The sequence below is a fragment of the Streptomyces sp. NPDC001194 genome, from assembly GCF_042896985.1.
GTDB lineage: Bacteria > Actinomycetota > Actinomycetes > Streptomycetales > Streptomycetaceae > Streptomyces.
Genome location: NZ_JBIAXU010000012.1, coordinates 14,679 through 29,767 on the forward strand (window position 1 = coordinate 14,679; position 15,089 = coordinate 29,767).

At 72.3% G+C, this 15,089-nt stretch carries 16 protein-coding genes; 8 read left to right on the forward strand and 8 right to left on the reverse strand.

Going from position 1 to position 15,089, the window contains the following annotated elements; genetic code table 11:
- Window positions 1-78: 78 nt before the first annotated feature.
- Complete coding sequence (locus tag ACFY1T_RS22690; protein ID WP_390789757.1) at window positions 79-1,617, reverse strand: adenosine deaminase; 1,539 nt, start codon at window positions 1,615-1,617, stop codon at window positions 79-81.
- Between the two features lie 118 nt (window positions 1,618-1,735).
- On the reverse strand, window positions 1,736-2,548 hold the full coding sequence (locus ACFY1T_RS22695) for a class I SAM-dependent methyltransferase (RefSeq protein ID WP_390789758.1): 813 nt from the start codon (window positions 2,546-2,548) through the stop codon (window positions 1,736-1,738).
- Window positions 2,549-2,714: 166 nt separating this feature from the next.
- Here ACFY1T_RS22695 and ACFY1T_RS22700 point away from each other — a divergent pair, with 166 nt between their 5' ends.
- The 3 genes from ACFY1T_RS22700 (at window position 2,715) to ACFY1T_RS22710 (ending at window position 5,632) form a co-directional block, all read left to right on the forward strand.
- Window positions 2,715-3,605 (forward strand): SDR family NAD(P)-dependent oxidoreductase, encoded by an 891-nt coding sequence (locus tag ACFY1T_RS22700; protein ID WP_390789759.1) that lies wholly within the window; start codon window positions 2,715-2,717, stop codon window positions 3,603-3,605.
- A gap of 232 nt (window positions 3,606-3,837) precedes the next feature.
- Window positions 3,838-4,389 (forward strand): superoxide dismutase family protein, encoded by a 552-nt coding sequence (locus ACFY1T_RS22705; RefSeq protein ID WP_390789760.1) that lies wholly within the window; start codon window positions 3,838-3,840, stop codon window positions 4,387-4,389.
- Between the two features lie 112 nt (window positions 4,390-4,501).
- A complete protein-coding gene (locus ACFY1T_RS22710; protein WP_390789761.1) occupies window positions 4,502-5,632 on the forward strand; it encodes a hypothetical protein in 1,131 nt (376 codons plus the stop codon).
- A 41-nt stretch (window positions 5,633-5,673) separates the two neighbouring features.
- On the opposite strand, the gene ACFY1T_RS22715 is transcribed toward ACFY1T_RS22710, so the two are convergent.
- The 4 genes from ACFY1T_RS22715 to ACFY1T_RS22730 are packed head-to-tail and all read right to left on the reverse strand — an operon-like array spanning window position 5,674 to window position 9,452.
- Window positions 5,674-6,273 (reverse strand): ATP/GTP-binding protein, encoded by a 600-nt coding sequence (locus ACFY1T_RS22715; protein ID WP_390789762.1) that lies wholly within the window; start codon window positions 6,271-6,273, stop codon window positions 5,674-5,676.
- Window positions 6,260-6,745 (reverse strand): DUF742 domain-containing protein, encoded by a 486-nt coding sequence (locus ACFY1T_RS22720; RefSeq protein ID WP_390789763.1) that lies wholly within the window; start codon window positions 6,743-6,745, stop codon window positions 6,260-6,262. The genes ACFY1T_RS22715 and ACFY1T_RS22720 overlap by 14 nt, the downstream gene beginning before the upstream one ends.
- The gene (locus tag ACFY1T_RS22725; RefSeq protein WP_030856876.1) at window positions 6,745-7,179 is read right to left on the reverse strand and encodes a roadblock/LC7 domain-containing protein; all 435 of its coding nucleotides are present in this window, start codon (window positions 7,177-7,179) and stop codon (window positions 6,745-6,747) included. Before ACFY1T_RS22725 ends, ACFY1T_RS22720 begins: the two co-directional genes overlap by 1 nt.
- Window positions 7,176-9,452: a nitrate- and nitrite sensing domain-containing protein gene (locus tag ACFY1T_RS22730; RefSeq protein WP_390789764.1), complete on the reverse strand. Its 2,277-nt coding sequence runs from the start codon at window positions 9,450-9,452 to the stop codon at window positions 7,176-7,178. Before ACFY1T_RS22730 ends, ACFY1T_RS22725 begins: the two co-directional genes overlap by 4 nt.
- Before the next feature lie 236 nt (window positions 9,453-9,688).
- Here ACFY1T_RS22730 and ACFY1T_RS22735 point away from each other — a divergent pair, with 236 nt between their 5' ends.
- On the forward strand, window positions 9,689-10,546 hold the full coding sequence (locus tag ACFY1T_RS22735) for a GNAT family N-acetyltransferase (RefSeq protein WP_390789765.1): 858 nt from the start codon (window positions 9,689-9,691) through the stop codon (window positions 10,544-10,546).
- A gap of 144 nt (window positions 10,547-10,690) precedes the next feature.
- On the opposite strand, the gene ACFY1T_RS22740 is transcribed toward ACFY1T_RS22735, so the two are convergent.
- Window positions 10,691-11,368, reverse strand: a complete 678-nt coding sequence (locus tag ACFY1T_RS22740) for a TetR/AcrR family transcriptional regulator (RefSeq protein WP_390789766.1) — start codon at window positions 11,366-11,368, stop codon at window positions 10,691-10,693.
- Between the two features lie 150 nt (window positions 11,369-11,518).
- On the opposite strand from ACFY1T_RS22740, the gene ACFY1T_RS22745 reads away from it, so the two are divergent.
- Window positions 11,519-12,655, forward strand: a complete 1,137-nt coding sequence (locus ACFY1T_RS22745; protein ID WP_390789767.1) for an FAD-dependent oxidoreductase — start codon at window positions 11,519-11,521, stop codon at window positions 12,653-12,655.
- A gap of 464 nt (window positions 12,656-13,119) precedes the next feature.
- Here the strand turns inward: ACFY1T_RS22745 and ACFY1T_RS22750 are convergent, their stop codons facing one another.
- Window positions 13,120-13,680 carry a hypothetical protein gene (locus ACFY1T_RS22750; RefSeq protein WP_390789768.1) on the reverse strand — a complete coding sequence of 187 codons (561 nt, stop codon included), beginning with the start codon at window positions 13,678-13,680 and terminating at the stop codon, window positions 13,120-13,122.
- A gap of 180 nt (window positions 13,681-13,860) precedes the next feature.
- Here ACFY1T_RS22750 and rpmG point away from each other — a divergent pair, with 180 nt between their 5' ends.
- The 3 genes from rpmG (at window position 13,861) to ACFY1T_RS22765 (ending at window position 15,077) form a co-directional block, all read left to right on the forward strand.
- Window positions 13,861-14,025 carry a 50S ribosomal protein L33 gene (gene rpmG / locus ACFY1T_RS22755; RefSeq protein ID WP_385574764.1) on the forward strand — a complete coding sequence of 55 codons (165 nt, stop codon included), beginning with the start codon at window positions 13,861-13,863 and terminating at the stop codon, window positions 14,023-14,025.
- Window positions 14,026-14,140: 115 nt separating this feature from the next.
- A complete protein-coding gene (locus ACFY1T_RS22760; RefSeq protein WP_390789769.1) occupies window positions 14,141-14,383 on the forward strand; it encodes a type B 50S ribosomal protein L31 in 243 nt (80 codons plus the stop codon).
- Window positions 14,384-14,471: 88 nt separating this feature from the next.
- A complete protein-coding gene (locus ACFY1T_RS22765) occupies window positions 14,472-15,077 on the forward strand; it encodes a GPP34 family phosphoprotein (RefSeq protein ID WP_390789770.1) in 606 nt (201 codons plus the stop codon).
- The last annotated feature ends 12 nt before the right edge of the window (window positions 15,078-15,089 follow it).

The window sequence follows — 15,089 nt, forward strand, 5'->3', positions numbered from 1 at the left end:
GGCGGAGCGCCGGCCCGTGCACACCGGCGTGCACGGGCCGGACGTCGGCCTTCCTCGGGGCGGCTCAGGAGTTCCGGGTCAGTGGGAGCCGGGGCGGGTGGCGCGGGGGCGGGTGGCGCGGGGGTGGGCCGCTTCGAAGCGGTGGAAGGCCGCTTCCTGACGCCACTCGACCTGTGCCTTCAAGCTGCCGGCGAGGAAGCCGGCGCACCGCGCGCCCGGGTGCTCGGCGCCTTGGCGCTCGTCCGCGCACGGCCCGGCCGGCCGGTAGCCGCCGCGCAGGTCTCGGTTCCAGAGGCTGCGGCCGGGCAGGAACGAGTGCTCCAGGGAGGCCCGGGCCAGGTCCCTCAACTCGGGGTAGCCGAGCCCGTACATCTGCGCGGCCCGCCGGTACTCGTCGGTGATCTCGATCCGGGACACGCCCGGGTCGTCGGTGGCGAGGACGACCGGCACGCCGTGGCTGCGGTAGGCGGCGAAGGGGTGTGCGGCGCCGGAGACGCGCAGGATCTGCTCGTTGCTGTGGAAGGGGACCTCGACCGCGATCCGCCGGTCGGCCATGTAGCGCATGAGCGACTCCCAGCGGTCCTCGTGCAGGACGGACACGCCGTGCCCGATCCGCTCGGCGCGGCCGGTCTGGGCGGCCTCCCTGATGTGGAAGGTGAGGTCCTCCGGCTTGACCAGGCCGGGTACCAGCTCGCCCGCATGCAGGGTGATGTGCGCCTTGGGGTACTGGGTCTTCAGGTAGTTCAGCATCCGCATGTGCAGGCGGTAGTCGCGCAGGGCGACCTCGCCGTCCTCCGGCTGCACCAGGTTGACGGCGACGAAGCGCGGGTCGCTCTCGGCCAGCCGCATCCCGAGCGCCATCTGGGTGAAGACCCGCTCGGGCGTGCCGAGACGGGCGACCTGGGAGATCCAGCGGTACGGGAGGGAACACGCGGCGTCGGGCCGCGGGGTGTCGCAGTGCGCGGCGGCGCGGAAGTCGGCGTCGGTGGTGTCGGCATCGGTGCGGGCCTGCCGGACGACCGCGTCGAGGCCCCCGTCGGCGACGAGCTTGTCGTGCATGCGGTCGAGGTCGGCGTCGTAGCCCACCCGGTCGGCGAGGGCGCGGGCCTGGCCGGAGGCCGGGGTGATCATGGTCTCCAGGTAGAACTGGTTCTGCCGGGCGGCTGTGTTGGCGACTTCCGCGAGGATGCGGCCGGGGTGGCGCCAGGGCACCTCGCCGAACTTGTCGAAGGTCGCGAAGAAGTGGTCGTGGCCGTTGCCGTCGGCCGGGAAGTCCTGCATCGACCAGGCCTGGATGACCTGCCGGCGGAACGCGGCGTCGGTGACGGCGTCAGCGGCGGGGCGGGTCCCCGGCCCGCACGGCGGGGGCTTCGCGGTGGTGGTGTCGGTGGTGATGCAAAGGCCGTCTTCGGCGGCGAGTTCGATCAGGAACTCGGTGGTGACCGCTCCGGACAGGTGGTTGTGCAGGTCACCGCCCTTGGGGAGGTCGGCGAAGAAGTCCTTCGGGCGGGGGGCGGCCACGGGTGCGGCGGGGGCCTGGGCCGGGGCGGCGTACGCGGAGGCGGGTGCGAGCAGGGCGAGCGCGGAGAGCGCACCGATCAAGTGGGAGGGGATCACGGGCACATGGTGGTCAAGCGGACCGCCGTACCACGCGATGCCGTGCCGGGCGCCCCCTTGCGTCACCCGTGAGGCCCCGCGGAGGATCGTTCCTCCTGACGGGGGCCTTCCGTACGCCTCAACCCGTACCGGCGCGGTGCGCGGCGATGATCCAGGCGCGGGAGTCGAGCCAGACGCCCTCGTCGGTCAGGTGCTCGGCGAGCGCGCCGCTCAGGTTCCCGACGGCGCGGGCGGCGGCAGTCGGATCCAGTCCTTCCAAGGCTTCGCCCGTGCACGTGAAACCGCGGACCCAGTCGAGGGCGGCGGCCACGTCCGGACCGTAGTAGACCTGTTCGCGGACATCGGTGAACTCGACGTCCACGAACCCCGCGCCCCGCAGGATCTCCCGCACGGCGGCCGGATCCGCGAGCGAGAACGGGTCCGGTCCCCCGCGGCCGCCGGCTGCCGGCCCCGTTGCCGCTTCGAGGGAGCGGCGGATGGCGACGTCCCACGCGTTGAGCCCGGGCGCCCGCCAGACCATCATCACCAGGCGCCCCGCCGGGCGCAGCGCCCGCCCGACGTTGGCGAACGCGGCGACGGGGTCGTCGAAGAACATCGTGCCGAACCTGCTGATCGCCAGGTCGAATCGCTCCGGCGGGAAGCGGTGGACCTGCGCGTCGGCCTGCACGAAGGCGATGTTGCGGAGTCCTTCGGCCCGGGCCAGCCCCCTGGCGCGCTCGATCGCGGGCGCCGAGACGTCGATGCCGAGCGCGCTGCCCGCCCGGGCGGTACGCGCGGCCTCGCGGGTGGTCCGCCCGGCGCCGCAGCCGATGTCGAGCACGTGGTCGTCGGGCCGGACTGCGGCAGCCCGGCGCAGCACCTCGTCGTGCCTCTGCAGCTCGGCGTCGTACCCGCCGGTGCCGGGCGTCGGCTCGCCTGTGGCGTCTCGCATCGCAGTCCCCTCGTGTCGCCCGTGCCCCGAGGCCGCCCGGGCGCTGTCGGCCACCCGTACCCATCATGACCGCAAGACTAACCGGATACATCATCCGCATACGTGCTACGGTCGCTCCAGACCAAGCGGATGACCTATCCGTATGCCTGCCCGGAGGAGACGCACGATGAAGAGAACTGCCGTGGTGACGGCCGCGACCGCCGGCATCGGCCTGGAGACGGCGCTGGGTCTGACCGCCGCCGGATACGCGGTCACCGTGGTCGGACGCGACCCCGACCGGGGCGCCCGCGCGGTCGAGCGCATCAACGCGACCGCCCCGGCCCACCCGGCCCGGTTCCTGGCCGCCGACCTCGCTTCCCTGGACGAGGTGCGCGCGCTCGCCGGCCGCGTCGCCGCCGAGCACGCCGCCTCGGGCGAACCGCTGAACGTACTGGTCAACAACGTCGGCGCGATGTTCGCCGACCGGCTGAGCCTGGGCGGTGTCGAGGCGTCGTTCCTCGTCAACCACCTCTCCCCCTACCTGCTGACCGAGCTCCTGCTCCCCACCCTGACGGCCGCCGCTCCGAGCCGGATCGTCAACGTCACCTCCGCCGCGGTCGGGGTCGCCAAGCGGGTGTTCGACGACGTCGAGCCGCCCGGCGGCTACTACGGCTTCCACCGGTACGGCCGCGCCAAACTCGCCAACCTCGCCTACACCCTCGACCTGGCCGCACGGCTCGACGGCACCGGTGTATCGGTCTTCGCCGCCGACCCCGGCGGCGCCGCCACCGACATGACCGACGGCACCATGACCGACCCGAAGATCGTCGCCCCCGCACTGAGGCTCATGTGGCCCTTGGTGCGCCGCAAGTTCGAGCGCTCGACCTCCGGCCCCGCCTCCGTCGCGGCCCGGCCCTCGATCGCCGCCGCCACCGACAGCACGCTGACGGGCCGTACCGGTCTCGTCATCGGCGCCGGGGCAGTTCCGGTCGCTCCCTTCCGGGCCGCGGCCGACCCCCGCATCGCCCGGGCCGTACGACGGCTCAGCGAGCGGCACGCACCGCTCGTGACCGTCTGACCCTGCATCCGGTGCCGCCCTCGGGGCCGCGCGCCGCCTCGCCGGGATGCGCCCCGGGGATTCACGCGGCTGATCAGGGAAAACCGGCCCGACACCCTCGATGTGCCCTGCACGAGGCCGCCGGTTGCGGGAACATGGCCCGGCAAGCGCCGGCCGACGCGCCCCGACGATGCCGTGCACCGGGCCCTGTTGCGCCTGCGATCCGGGACGCCCGTGGTGACAGGAGCCGTAGATGTCCTTCCTCGTGTCAGCGCTCACCGCGTCGCTGGCCGTCCTCCTGCCCCTGTCCGCGGTCACCGGCCAGGACGTGACGATCGAGGCGTCGTTCCGGGCGGCCGGCGGCCCGCCCGCACACCAGGCGGTCACGTTCGACACCGAATCCGTACCGGTCGGCGCCGTGGTCACCGTGACCGAGCGGGTCGGCGACGACACCCACCTGGAACTGCGGCTCCAAGGCGTGGGAGCGAACCGGACGTTCGGTGCCCACGTGCACCAGAAGCCCTGTGGCGGCAAGCCCAACGACTCCGGGCCGCACTACCAGAACGCGGTGGACCCCGAACTGCCCTCGACGAACCCCGCATACGCCAATCCCCGCAACGAGGCGTGGCTCGACATCAGCACCGACCGGCACGGCGACGGCGCCTCGGCGTCCACCCTGAACTGGCGGTTCCGCACGGACCAGGCCCGCTCCGTGGTGATCCACGAGCACACCACCCACACGGGATCCGGCAGCGCCGGTACCGCCGGGGCGCGGCTGGCCTGCGTCAACGTGCCGTTCAAGTAGCGGCGTCCGCTTTCCCCTCGCGTCCGCGACCGGGCGTCGACTGCATGCCATGTCCCTGACCAGCTGAGATATGTTGTCCGTCCCACAGGGGGACGACATACGGAGCACGGGCATGACGCAGAACAACTGGCCGGGAGCGCACGGGGGCGGCTGGGGTGGCGCCCCGCAGTGGGGAGGGCCGCCACCGGCGCCGAAGCCGGGGGTGATACCCCTGCGTCCGCTGGCCCTCGGGGACATCATCAGCGGATCGTTCGCGACCATCCGCGGCCACTGGAAGACGCTGGCCGGTGTGGTGCTGGCCGTGCAGGCGATCGTCCTGCCGGTCATGGCCCTCGTGGTGGGCATCGCCGTGGTCGCGGTCCACGACCACTTCGACCCCGTCTTCGATCCGCCGTTCGGCGAGGATCCGGCGTCCGAGCACGTCGTGCCCCTGGTCGTCGCGGCCGTCGCCGTGTTCGTCCTGCTCTTCGCCATCGGCGTGCTGGGCATGTCGGTCATCGCCGCGCTCTGTCCGGCGGTCCTCAAGGAAGCCGTGATGGGCCGCCCCACCACCTTCCGAGCGCTGTGGTGGTCCTCGGTCCGGCGGGCTCCCGCGGTGGCCGGCGCGCTGTTCCTCGGCATCGTGATCGCCGGCGCCCCGGTGTTCCTCGTCCTGGCGGTGTGGGTGCCGCTGGTGGCCACCGCCGGATCCGGGGACGGCGCGGTCGCGCTGCTCGGCCTCCTGCCGCTGCTGCTGTTGGCCGCGATGCCGCTGACCGTCTGGCTCAACATCCGGTTCGGCCTGGCCCCGGCCGTCGTGGTGCTGGAGGGTGCGGGTCCGGTCACCGGACTGCGGCGCTCGTCGGCACTGGTACGGGGCGACTGGTGGCGGATCTTCGGCTACACCATCGTCGCCGTCATGCTGGCGGGGGCGATCGCGTACGCGATCCAGCTGCCGTTCAACTTCATCGGCATGTTCGCGATCGTGCCCGCCCTCGAGGGGATGCCCGAAGGTGGCGGCGCCCCGTCGGCGGGGGTCATCACCGCCCTGGTGTTCGCCTTCCTCCTCGTGCTCATCGGCGGCGCCGCGAGCCAGGTCTTCCAGATCGGCTACAGCCAGCTGGCGAGCGCCATGCTCTACGTCGACCAGCGGATCCGCCGCGAGGGCCTGGCCGAGGCCATCCTCGCCGACCTCGCCGCCGCACCGGCCGCCGGCGCCGCACCCACCGCTGCGCCCCACACCGGCGGCGACGCGGATTCCTGAGGTACGTCCGGCACGGCCGCCCGCCGCGCCCCTCGCGCCCCCTAGGGGGCGTCCGCCGAGCTGATCAGCAGGTCGAGGAGGGCGAGGAGCACGTCGCGGGCGTCCGTGCGGGCGCGGGCGTCGAGCAGCAGGACGGGCGTGCCGGGGTCGCGCAGGTGCAGCGCGGCGGCGATCTCCTCGGCGGTGTACGGCTGTTCGCCGTGGAAGCAGTTCGCGCCCACGACGAACGGCAGCCCGCGGCTCTCGAAGAAGTCGATGGCCGGGAAGCTCCGGTCCAGGCGCCGCGTGTCGACCAGGACGAGCGCGCCGAGGGCTCCGCTCAGCAGGTCGTCCCACATGAACCAGAAGCGTTCCTGGCCCGGGGTGCCGAAGAGGTAGAGGACGACCCCCGCGTCGGCGAGGGTGAGCCGGCCGAAGTCCATCGCCACCGTGGTGACCGCCTTGGACTCGATCCCTTCGAGGTCGTCGACGCCCACTCCGGCCGCGGTCAGCCGCTCCTCCGTACGCAGCGGCTCGATCTCGGAGATCGTCTCGACCAGGGTCGTCTTGCCGACGCCGAACCCTCCCGCGACGAGGATCTTGACAGGCGAGACCTGTCCGGCAACGGCGACAGACGGGTCGAATCCATCATATCCGGGCAAGGTTGTCCCTGATTCTCATGAGCATGTGGACGTTGGTGGTCTCCGCCCCCTGCAAGGGCGGCTGATGGTGGATCAGCCCGCGGTCCGCGAGCTCGCCGAGCAGCAGCGTCATCGGCGTGAGCCGGATCCGCATGCGCGCCGCGATCTCGGCGACCGCCAGCCCGCCCGGCGGGGCGCACATGGCCAGGACGGCCTGCCATTCGGTGGGCAGGCCGCCCCGGCCTTCGGCGCCGGCGGCCGCCGTGATCGTCGTGTCCATGGTGAGGACCGTCTGCGGAGCGGCGGTCCGGCCGTCCGTCAGCGCGTAGAGCCGGGTACGGCGGCGGCCGCCGCGCTGCGGCTCCCCGGACGTCTCCCGTGCGGACGCCCCGGTCTCCGGGACCTCGGTCTGCGAGGCCCCGGATTCCGACGCTTCGGCCTCCGACGCCGGGGATTCGGGTCTTTCGGGCTCCGACATCTCGGGCTCGGGCATTACGACTTCGGCGCCGCGGGACGCTCGGGCGTGCCGAGCCATTCACCGAGCGCCTGGGCCGTACGTACGGCCTCGCCGCCCAGCTCGCCGAGACGGGCCTTGCGGGAGGTCACCACGAGGAGCGTGCTGCCCTCCCCGCACCCCACGACGCAGAGGTACCGGTCGTCCATCTCGACCAGCTGGCGGATCACGCGGCCGCCGTCGATCTCCCGGGATATCGCCTTCATCGTGGCGGCGATCCCGGAGGCGGCGGCCGCCATGCGTTCCGACTGGTCCCGGTCGAGGAGATAGGCGGTGAGCGGGATCCCGTCGTTGGAGAGGAGTACGGCGCCCTGGATGCCGGCGATCCGGTTCAGATGGTTCTCCAGAACGCTGAAGATCGCGTCGTTCGACGTCGAAGTACCGGACGTCGCGGAGTTGGGGGTCGTCGTCATCGCTGATCCTGTTCCTGTCTGAGCTCGGCTTCCACCTTCTGCGTCCCCTCTTCATAGTCCGCCCAGGCGTCGGCGACCTCCTCGGGGGTGTCCGTGCCGGGGCCCGGCTCCGGCTCGGGCGCTCGCGGCGCGCGCAGTTGCCTGGTCATGTGGGTCTGCGGGACGCGCTCCGGAAGGGCGGGGCGGGTACCGCCCTCCGCGGTCACGGGCCGGATCGCGGGCGTGCGCTGCGCCGGTTCCGGTTCCGGGGCCGGGGCCGGGGCCGGGGCCGGGGGCCGCTCGGCGGCGGGCGGTTCCGGGAGCGGTTCGGGCGCAGCCCGCCGCAGGGGTACGGCAGCGGGGGCGGGCGCCGACAGGGCTGCGGCGGATCCGGCCGGGGCGGCCGCCCGTGCCAGCAGCTCGTTCGGCAGTACGACGACCGCCGAGGTGCCCCCGTACACCGAGCGCCTGAGCGTGACCTTTGCCTTCAGCCGGTCGGCCAGGTGGCCGACCACGAAGAGGCCCAGGCGGTGCGCGTTCTCGGCGAGTTCGGCGTAGGGCGGGGCCGAGTGGAGGCGCCGGTTCATCTCCTCGTAGCCGGCCGCGCCCACGCGCGGCCCGCGGTCCTCGATCTCCACCGACAGCCCGTCCGAGACCAGTTCGGCCCGGATGACCACCTTCGACCTCGGGGGCGAGAACCGGGTGGCGTTGTCCAGCAGCTCCGCCAGCAGATGGCTGATCTGGCTGATCACGCTCGGTTCGACGCTCGCCTCGTCCAGCGCGTGCCGTTCGATCCGCCGGAAGTCCTCGACCTCCGCCGCCGCCTCGCGCAGCAGGTCGGCGACCCGCATCGGCTCGGTGTGCGGGTCGGGGACCTCGCCGCCGGACAGGATGAGCAGGTTCTCGACCTGCCGCCGCATGCCGACGGTCAGCTGGTCGGACCTCATCAACTCGGCGAGCAGTGCCTCGTCGTGGCCGAACGTGTCCTGGATCTCCTCGGTGAGGCTCAGCTGGCGGCTGACCAGGTTGCCGGTGCGCGAGGCGATGCCGGAGGCGAACATGCCGAAGCCGTGCCGCTCGGCCGCGAGCTGCCGGTGGCCGTCGACGGACACGGCCACGACCCGGGCGAACGCGTCGTTGATCCGCCCGACCTCGTCCTGGTTCCCGCTCACGGACGGCAGCATCGCGTCGTCGACGGGCTGGCCGCGGTGCAGCCGATCCACGACGTCCGGCAGCGTCTGCTCGGCGATGGCCACGGTGCGCTCGTGCAGCCTCCGCAGGCGGCGGAGCACCGATCGCGTGGTCACCACGACGACGGCCACGACCAGCAGCAGTGCGCCGGCGCTGCCGCCGACCAGCCAGTAGACCTGGGTCTCGAGTTCGCCGGCGTTCGCGTCGGCGTGCGCCAGCAGATCGCGCGAACGCCGGGTCCCGAGCTCGACCAGCTGGGCCGCGAACTCCTCGTACGCCGCCGGCCAGGCGCCGACATCGGCCGGGAGCTTCATCCCGGCATCGGTGACCTTGTGCTGCGCGATGATGGCGTTCTCGACGCGGAGCTTGGTCTTCCAGGCGTCCGAGGAGGTGATCTTCTCGTACGTCTCCTTCTCCGCGGCCGGCAGGTACGGCACGATCCAGGTGTCGTACAGGTGCCGGTGCGCACCGGCGTCGTCGAGGAACTCCCCGAAGGCGGCGGGCGTCAGTTCTCTGGAAGGCCCCGCCAGCGTGAGGATCGTGTCCTGGCGGGCCAGCATCTCGGACGCGGAGATCATCGCGACGACCGGGCGGCTCTCCTCGACGAGCGCGGCGTCGTCGGTGCGGCTGAACGCCCCCTGGTAGAGACCGGTGATCCCGTCGATGACGCCGTTGTAGTACGCGATCGTCTGCGCGGCGACGCCGGTACGGGCGTCCGTGCGCGAGCGGAAGGCGGTCAGCTGGTCGAGGCGGGACTTCACGTCGCTCACGTGCTCCGCGGCCTGCGCGGACTCCGGCCGGCCGCCCGTGTCGGAGGAGAGCCGTCGGAACTCGGCCACGGCCCGGTCGGTGGCGGCCCTGAGGTCGCGCAGATCGGCGTCGGGAACCGGGGTGCCCGCCCACCGTGCGGCGGTCATCTTGCGTTCGGCCTGCAGCTCGGCCATGAGCCGGAACAGCGGCTCGCCGATCCGCTTGCTGGCCGCCAAGTCGTCGCGCAGGTGGTCGGCCTGTACCAGCAGCCGTTCGGCGGTCACCGCCACCTGGGTGCCCATGGCCACGGTGGGGACGACCGCGAGCCAGATGAGCATCGTACGGAGGCGCACGGTGCGCCGCCTTCGGGCCTTCGACGGCCCTGGGGTGCCTTCGGGTATGGGAGACATCGGTCCTCGGGATGCGGCGGGGCAGGATCGCGCGAGCGACAGGCGCCGATCATATCCAGCCACAAAGAACACATACAGCCGTACCCGGCGGTGGATGTTCCGGCAATCTCGATCGCTCTCGGCGGGGCCCCTTGAAAAAAGATCCGGGCCCTGTGGGTCGCCGCCCCTAGGGTGGGCGGATGGACGGGATGGGGACGGTGGCCGGTCAGGCCGAGTGGCGGGGCGGGTTCGAGGAGCGGGTGCTGGCCGGATACCGGGCCGCGGGGTGTTCGGAGCCACTGGCCCGGGCCCTGCTGGAGCGGGCGGTGAAGGGGATCGAGGACTGGACGGTGGCCACGGACGGCACCGGCTGGATCGCGGTCGGGGTGACGGAGGAGAACGGGGCGCTCGTGGGCCGGATCCACGACCTGACGGTGCCCCAGGGGCGGGAGTGGGCCGAGCGGTGGTGCGCCGGGCAGGGCGCGGAGCGGGTGGAGGTCCGGCTCACCGGCGGAGCGGGGGCGGAAACGTTCGCGAACTACCCCGTACGGCGACAGAACCGGATGCGGGCCGCGGCCGAGCACCCCGAGCTGCCCGCGGGCCTGACGGTCCGCCCGCTCACCGAGGAGGAGTACCCGGCCTGGTACGCCGCCGAGGAGGCGGGGTACATCGCGGACATCGTCCGGGCCGGTGCGCTCACGCCGGAGCAGGCCAAGGCGAAGTCCGACCAGGACTTCGCGAACCACCTCCCGCAGGGGTACCTGACGCCGGGTCACGCCTTCTACGCGATGGAGGCCGGCGGCCTGGTGGTCGGCACCGGCTGGGTGAACCACGGCTTCCTGCCGGGCGTGACCTTCGGCTGCTCGCTGGAGGTGTACGAGGAACACCGGGGCAAGGGGTACGGCAGGGCCGCGATGGCCGTCGGCGAGTGGGCCACGCGGCAAGGCGGCGACGAGGTGATGATGTTCAACGTGTTCGGCGGGAACGAGGTCGCGATGGGCCTCTACGACAGCACCGGCTTCGGCGTGCTGGACGAGTTCCGCTCGATCGACCTCTGACGCCCGCCCGATTCGGCGCCGGCCGCCGAAGGCTGCCCGCAGGGCCGGGCCAAGGGTTTCGAGGTCCATCGTCGCCGAGGCGCGCTCGCGCGCATCGTGGGGCCGCGACCCGTCCCGCGCCCACGGATTCGCGGGCGGCGCAGGTCAGTCGGATGTCGACGCGGTGATTCCGGCGAGGATGAGGTCGATCCCGGCGAGGAACTCGACTCGGTCGTCATGGTCGCGGAGTTGCTGCGCCATGTCACGGGTGAACGCGTACTCGTCGGGATCGAGATTCGCCCACGCGGCCGAGACGGTGTCGAGGAACTCCGTCCGGTTCTTCTCCGATTCCTGGCCGTGGGCGTTGGCCGCGTTCTGTCCGCCCACTCCGAGGATGTAGTTCAGGAGCGCGGACGCGGCCGTGAACTGGGCGGCCCGGGGTGCGCCGAGCGCCCGGACCTGGCGCCCGAGGTGCTCGAAGACCCTCAGCATGGGCGACTGCCCCGGTGAGCGGGCGAGCTGGTTGCCGATCCACGGGTGCGCGTCGATCGCGTCGAAGAGCCGGAGCGCGAGGGCGCGGATCGCCGCCTGCGGCGTCGCCGCGGACGCGCCGCCGACCAGGGTGTCGGCGACGACGCCATCGGTGGCGGCGGTGAGGAGCTCGTCCTTGCCCGAGACGTGCCAGTAGATGGCACCCGGCCCGGTCGCAAGGCGCTCGGCCAGCACGCGGAACGTGAGTCCGCCCTCGCCCGCCGTGTCGAGGATCCCGATCGCCGCCTCGACGATCCGCTCCCGGGAGAGCGGCTCCTCCCGTCGTTCCGCACGACGCGCCCTGGTTGCCATGCGCCCATCCTGGCACATGGCTGGAACCCCGTTCCAGCTTGACATCGCTGGAACGGGGTTCCAATGTGGGGTGGAACGACATTCCAGAATTCCAGGGGTTCGGGGTCCGGAGATCCAGGGATCCGCAGATGCGACAGGCAGGAAATCGCCATGACCACTGATGTCACGATCATCGGAGCCGGGCTCGGAGGACTGACGCTCGCCCGCGTCCTCCACGTCCACGGGATTCCGGCGACGATCTACGAGGCGGAGCTCTCGCCGACCTCGCGCACCCAGGGCGGCATGCTCGACATCCACGACTACAACGGCCAGCTCGCCCTCAAGGCCGCCGGCCTGTTCGACGAGTTCCTCGGCCTCGTCCACGAGGGCGGTGAAGCGTCACGCGTGCTCGACCGGGACGGAACGGTGCTCCGCGACGAGCCGGACGACGGCACCGGCGGGCGCCCGGAGGTCCACCGCGGCGACCTGCGCCGCATCCTGCTCGACTCGCTCCCGGCCGACACGGTCAAGTGGGGGTGCAAGGCCGCCTCGGTCCGCCCGCTCGGCGGCGGCCGGCACGAAGTGACGTTCGCGGACGGGGCCACCGTGACGACGAACCTGCTGGTCGGCGCGGACGGGGCCTGGTCGCGGATCCGTCCGCTGCTGTCCGACGCGAAGCCCGAGTACGTCGGAATCTCCTTCGTCGAGACCTTTCTGTACGACTCCGACACCCGGCACCCGGCCAGCGCACGGGCGGTCGGCGGCGGGTCCCTCTTCGCGCTCGCGCCGGGGAAGGGGATCCTCGCCCACCGGGAGCCCGGCGGCGCCCTGCACACCTACGTGGCGCTCAACAAGCCGGAGGAGTGGATCGCCGGCATCGACTTCGGCCACGCGGGCGCGGCCACGGCCCGGGTCGCCGCGGAGTTCGAAGGCTGGGCCCCGGAGCTCACCGCGCTCATCACGGACGGCGAGACCCCTGCGGTTCCGCGGACCGTCAACGCCCTGCCGATCGGGCACCGGTGGGACCGCGTGCCCGGCGTCACGCTGCTCGGCGACGCGGCCCACCTGATGTCGCCGTTCGCCGGCGAGGGAGCCAACCTCGCCATGTACGACGGCGCCGAGCTCGCCCACGCCATAGCCGCGCACCCGGACGACCCCGAGGCCGCGCTCACCGCGTACGAGGAGGCCCTCTTCCCCCGGAGCGCCGATGCGGCCGCCGAGGCCGCCCGGAACCACGAGCTGTGCTTCGACGAGAACGCCCCGCACAGCTTCCTCGCCCTGTTCACCGACCACGAGCCGGCCGGCTGAACGGCAACCCGCGGGCCAGGACCCACCGGCTCCGCGGCAGGGGTGTGGGGGCGTGTCCGCCCGGCCTCTCGCGAGGCGGCGCTGTCGGAGGCGCGTGCGACGATGCGAATCATGATCGTCTCGTTGGAAACCCTGCTCGGCGATCAGGGGCTGGCACCTCGGCGACGTGGACCGACGGGACCTGAGGCCGGCGTCCCCCGAGGATCTCTCCGGTACCGGTGGATGGATGCATGCGACTGCCGTCCGCGATGGCCAAGGCCTCCTCGCCGAAGGGATCGCCCATCTCTTCGGCCAGGCGGAATGCCCGGGCTGCGCCAGCGTCTTCACCATCGCGGATGAATACTCGTCTTCCAACCGCCCTGTCATGTGAGCGGCGGTGGTGGGAAGTGACCGCCCACGGCTCGGGAGCGGAGCCACGGGCGGATCGGGGCGAGGAGCGGGTCACATGACCCACCGGACGGGCTCTACACGGGGCAGGGCTTGTACTCGAGGCTCAGTTCGCGGTCGACGGCGTAGCTCGTCCGCATCGACGCGTCGATGACCTGGTTCCAGGTGCCGTACTTGGCGTACAGCTGGTCCGCCGTGGGCCCGAGCGGGTTGCCGTACTTGGCCGTGTTCCGCTCCTCCAGGATGCGCACCTCCTCCGGGGTCATGCCCGCGCGGGTGATCGCCTTGGCCTGGTTGCGCATGTCGACGAGTTCCCTGGCGACCTCCTCGTCGGTGGCCCCGGCGTTCCGCATGTCGGCCGCGGTCCGGTGCATGTCCTCGAGGAGCCCGTGGTAGCTGATGCGGGTCCTCTGGGCCTCGACCTTCTCGTCCATCGGGAGCACGCGGATACGGCACACGACCGGATCGGCGCTCGGACAGGGATCGTCGGCGGAGACGGGGGCGGCGAGGGGCGCGGTGATGATCGAACCGCACGCCTCCGCCGCGGCGGCCGAGGAGGAGACGACGGTGGCCGACAGGGCCAGTGCGGCCACGAACGGGACCAGCGCACGGCGAAGTGACGAAGATCGAAGAGCCATGGCGCCATCCTGGGCAGCCGCGTCCCGCCGCACACGCGCCCACACCGATGATCACTCGGACGGGGAGCGGACCCGGGTCTCACCGCGGGGCGGGAATGCATCGGGCCGGTCTCCTGTTGGAGCAGTCAGCTGGCATGCGCGAGTCAAACACCGCGCGGATGTCACCGAGAGGAGCACCACGTGGCACGCAACACCACACGCCCCGTCGTCCGGCTGAAGTCGACGGCAGGGACGGGCACCACCTACACGACGCGCAAGAACACCCGGAACAACCCCGACCGGCTCGTCCTGCGGAAGTACGACGCACTGGCCGGCAGGCACGTCGACTTTCGAGAGGAACGCTGAGGCGTACCTCGGACCATCCGGCAGGCCCCTCTCTGCCCACCTGCGCAGACACGCACGCACACCCCGACGCTCGCACGCGGCCCGCGCCGCCCAAGCGCATGAGGAAGGACACCGCATGAAGCACGGCATCCACCCCGAATCCCGCTCCGTCGTCTTCCGCGACCGCGCGGCCGGCACCGCGTTCCTGACCCGGTCGACCGCGCACGCGCCGGGCACCGTCGAGTGGGAGGACGGCAAGACCTACCCTCTGGTCGACGTCGAGATCTCGTCGGCGAGCCACCCGTTCTACACGGGGACCGCGCGGATCGTGGACGCCGAGGGCCGGGTGGAGCGTTTCCACCGGCGCTACGACCGCTGAGCGCCCTCCCGCCGTTGACCACGGGCAGGCGCGATACTGGCGCCGAGTGGGGCCGCACCACTGCCGATGACTCCGAGGGGAGCCGTTCATGACCACGGCGAAAGACCTGTTCATCATCGCCATGGATCCGCAGCCGGACCACCCCGTGGGACAGGGCGACTTGTCGCTCGCACTCGCGGGGGCCGAGCTGATCGATCTCATCGGCGCGCAGGTCGTCACCCTGGACGGTGACAGCATCGTTCCGGGCGGTCCCTGGGAGTCGGACGACCGCCTCCTCGGCGAGGCGTCGGCGGCGCTCACCCGGCAGGTGCCGTACGAGCGGGTCGAAGACTGGCTGTGGCGCAGGGGCCGTGACCTGGCCGCGGCGTACCAGGCCGCCCTCGAGGCGGACGGCGAGCTGACGCGGGGACGCGGCGGCCGGTCGTTCTTCGGGGCGGAGCGCGTGGAGCTGGCCGATTCGCCCGCCCTCCACCAGGCACGGCACCGCTGGGAGGCGGACGAGCCCGTGCTCGCCGCCCTCGCGGCGGTGGTGGGCGTGCAGAGCGGCCCGCCCGAGGAGGAGCTCGACCTCGACGACGAGGCGGTGACGACCGTGCTGGCCATCGTCAACGACGCGGTGATGGAGCTGGAAGCCGTACGCCAGCGGCGGTCGATCGAGAAGGCGGCGTTCGCCAACGTCTGGCGAGCACCCTAGGGGGTGTCGTCA